Here is a 2,745-nt window from a genome sequence, read left to right on the forward strand (position 1 = left end):
CCATAGCCGGTCTCGTCCAGGGCTTGGCCGAAGGCATCCATTTCGGCAAGAAGGCCGGGCTCGACATCGAGAAGGTGATCGAGGTGATTTCCAAGGGCGCCGCGGGCTCCTGGCAGATGGAGAACCGCCACAAGACGATGAACGCCGGCAAATATGATTTCGGCTTCGCCGTCGACTGGATGCGCAAGGATCTCGGCATCTGCCTGGCCGAGGCCGACCGCAATGGCGCCAGACTGCCGGTCACCGCACTCGTCGACCAGTTCTACAAGGATGTGCAGGCGATGGGCGGCAAGCGCTGGGACACGTCCTCGCTGCTCGCCCGTCTCGAAAAATAGGTCTCTGCCGTGGCAGAGCTCTCGCCTCAATCCAGTGCCGCGGAAATCGTCGCCCATCTTCGCGCCATCGGATCCGAGGAGAACCGCCTCGGCATGTTGCGCTACGGCATCAAGATCGACCGTGCGCTTGGCATCTCGCACGGTATGCAGCGGCAGATCGCCAGGAAGATCAAACGCAACCACGAGCGCGCCTTCGAGCTGTGGGACAGCGGCATCGTGGAGGCGCAGTTCATCGCTTCCGTCACGGCTGACCCGAAACGGTTTTCTGCTGGAGATGCAAGGAGATGGGCGGCGAGTTTCGACTCCTGGGACATCGTCGACGGTGTCTCGGATCTCTTTGTCGATACGGACGCCTGGAAGGAACTGATCGCCGAGTTCGCGGCCGACGAGCGGGAATTCGTTCGGCGCACGGCCTTTGCCATGATGGCCTGGTCTGTCGTCCACCGGAAGCAGGAGCCAGGGACGACCTTCCTCGCCTTCCTGCCGATCATCGAAGCGTATGCCGCCGACAGCCGCAATTTCGTGAAGAAAGCCGTTAACTGGGCGCTTCGGTCGATCGGCAAACGATCGATGGACATGCACGGTGCCGCCCTGGCTGTCGCCGAACGGCTGGCGCAGTCGACAGACAACACGGCGCGCTGGATCGGCAAGGACGCCGTACGGGAGCTGACCAATGCCAAGACGCTCGCGCGGATCGCCGCCAGGAAAGGCTGACGGCGCGTTCCGCCATGTCAGGATCTCCGACATGTGAAGTGGCTGCCGACATGTGATGCGGCTCGAGCGTTGACGTCTTTGGCAGCGGCGTCTTTACTTGAGGCTCAAAGGAAGCGGCCGATGAGCAATCCTCTAAAATCAACCCTGGCGCTCGCTGCCGCTTTGTTTGTGTCCGCTGCCGCCGATGCCTCGGCCGAGACTGCGCACATATTCTGGAAGGATCTGCGTCCGGCTACGCAATCCGCCGCCGAAAACGTCGGGCTGCCGATGATCGCGGCAAAATTGCCCGACCATGGCGAAACGCTGTCCGTCAATCTTCAGGACAAAAGCATTCAGCTAGCCGGCTACGCATTGCCGGTCGATCGCGACGGTGATCTTGTCTACCAGTTCCTGCTGGTACCCTGGACGGGTGCCTGCAGTCACATGCCGACGCCGCCGCCCAACCAGATTGTCTTGGTTACGCCGGCCCATCCCTACAAGATGTCCGAGGCCTATCAGCCTGTAGCGGTCACCGGCGCGCTGAAGCCGGACATGGAGAAGAGCCAGCTGTTCATCCTCGACGGCGTCAGCATCATCCAGTCTGGCTACAGCGTGCGCAAGGCAGATGTGGTGAGCGTCGAGACCGTGCCGGATACGATCACGCTGCCGGTGAACTCACCCTGGAGTTTCCTCAACAAAAAGAAGAACTAAGCGGGATGACTTTATGTGACGTTCAGCTCAGGCAGCGTTGGCACCCGATTCCTTGTCCAGAACCATGTAGTCGAGCGGGATTTCGGTCGTGTACTTGATCTGCTCCATGGCGAAGGACGACGACACGTCACGAATTTCGATCTTGGCAATCAGCCGCTTGTAGAAGGCGTCATAGGCGGCGATGTCGGGCACCACGACGCGCAGGAGATAATCGACGTCGCCGCTCATGCGGTAGAACTCGACCACCTCGGGAAACTCCTGGATGACTTCCGAGAAACGCCGCAGCCATTCATGGCTATGCGAATTGGTGCGGATCGACACGAAGACGGTGACGCGCACATTGACCTTTTCATGGTCGAGAATGGCAACGCGCCGCTTGATGACGCCCTCTTCCTCGAGCTTCTGGATGCGTCTCCAGCAAGGCGTCGTCGACAGCCCGACTTTCTTGGCGACATCGGCGACCGCGAGTGTCGCGTCCTCCTGCAAGAGGCGGAGAATTTTTCTATCGAGGCGATCCATATCGTGCTCCCAAGGGAATAGAATGCCTATACTCTGCCTTATCCAGGCCTTTCACAAGAAAGAAATTCTGCTGATCGGGCAAAAAGCGAGTGATTTCTTGCTGAAAGGTCAGCCGAGGCGATAGCGGATTTCCGAACGCAGAAAAGGCAGCAAATCCATTTCAAACCACGGATTCTTCTTCAGCCAGCCCGTGTTGCGCCACGAGGGATGCGGCAGCGGCAGCACTTTCGGACCGATGGAATTCTCCCAGATGGAGCGCCAGTCCATGACCGTTTCCGTCAGTGAGGGCCGGCGCGCCGCACCCATGTGCCAGGACTGCGCGTAGATACCGATCGTCAGCACCAGATCGATCCGTGGCATAGAGGCCATCAAAGGTGCGCGCCAGGCCGCCGCGCATTCGCGCCTCGGCGGCAGATCTCCCCCCTTGGCATCCTGGCCGGGAAAGCAGAAGCCCATCGGGACGATTGCGAATTTTTCGATGTCGTAG

The 2,745-nt window shown here is 60.0% G+C and carries 5 protein-coding genes; 3 read left to right on the forward strand and 2 right to left on the reverse strand.

Features of this window, described 5'->3' with window-relative positions; all coding sequences use genetic code 11:
- The 3 genes from EN914_RS30980 to EN914_RS30990 form a co-directional block, all read left to right on the forward strand.
- Positions 1-335: NAD(P)-dependent oxidoreductase (locus tag EN914_RS30980; RefSeq protein WP_164779032.1), on the forward strand; the 335-nt coding region annotated here is incomplete at its 5' end.
- A gap of 9 nt (positions 336-344) precedes the next feature.
- Complete coding sequence (locus EN914_RS30985; RefSeq protein WP_024503309.1) at positions 345-1,049, forward strand: DNA alkylation repair protein; 705 nt, start codon at positions 345-347, stop codon at positions 1,047-1,049.
- A gap of 120 nt (positions 1,050-1,169) precedes the next feature.
- The gene (locus EN914_RS30990; protein ID WP_024503310.1) at positions 1,170-1,739 is read left to right on the forward strand and encodes a DUF3299 domain-containing protein; all 570 of its coding nucleotides are present in this window, start codon (positions 1,170-1,172) and stop codon (positions 1,737-1,739) included.
- Between the two features lie 27 nt (positions 1,740-1,766).
- On the opposite strand, the gene EN914_RS30995 is transcribed toward EN914_RS30990, so the two are convergent.
- The gene (locus tag EN914_RS30995) at positions 1,767-2,258 is read right to left on the reverse strand and encodes an Lrp/AsnC family transcriptional regulator (RefSeq protein WP_006205209.1); all 492 of its coding nucleotides are present in this window, start codon (positions 2,256-2,258) and stop codon (positions 1,767-1,769) included.
- Positions 2,259-2,366: 108 nt separating this feature from the next.
- Positions 2,367-2,745 (reverse strand): uracil-DNA glycosylase family protein (locus EN914_RS31000; RefSeq protein WP_206527282.1); only part of this gene is annotated, 379 nt, incomplete at its 5' end.

It is taken from the genome of Mesorhizobium sp. M7A.F.Ca.CA.001.08.2.1 (assembly GCF_003998455.1).
In the GTDB taxonomy this organism is placed as follows: domain Bacteria; phylum Pseudomonadota; class Alphaproteobacteria; order Rhizobiales; family Rhizobiaceae; genus Mesorhizobium; species Mesorhizobium ciceri.

Bases quoted from the DNA above. Each gene is read 5' to 3' on its own strand.
- EN914_RS30990 (WP_024503310.1), top strand. From the start codon at position 1,170: ATGAGCAATCCTCTAAAATCAACCCTGGCGCTCGCTGCCGCTTTGTTT.
- EN914_RS30995 (WP_006205209.1), bottom strand. From the start codon at position 2,258: ATGGATCGCCTCGATAGAAAAATTCTCCGCCTCTTGCAGGAGGACGCG.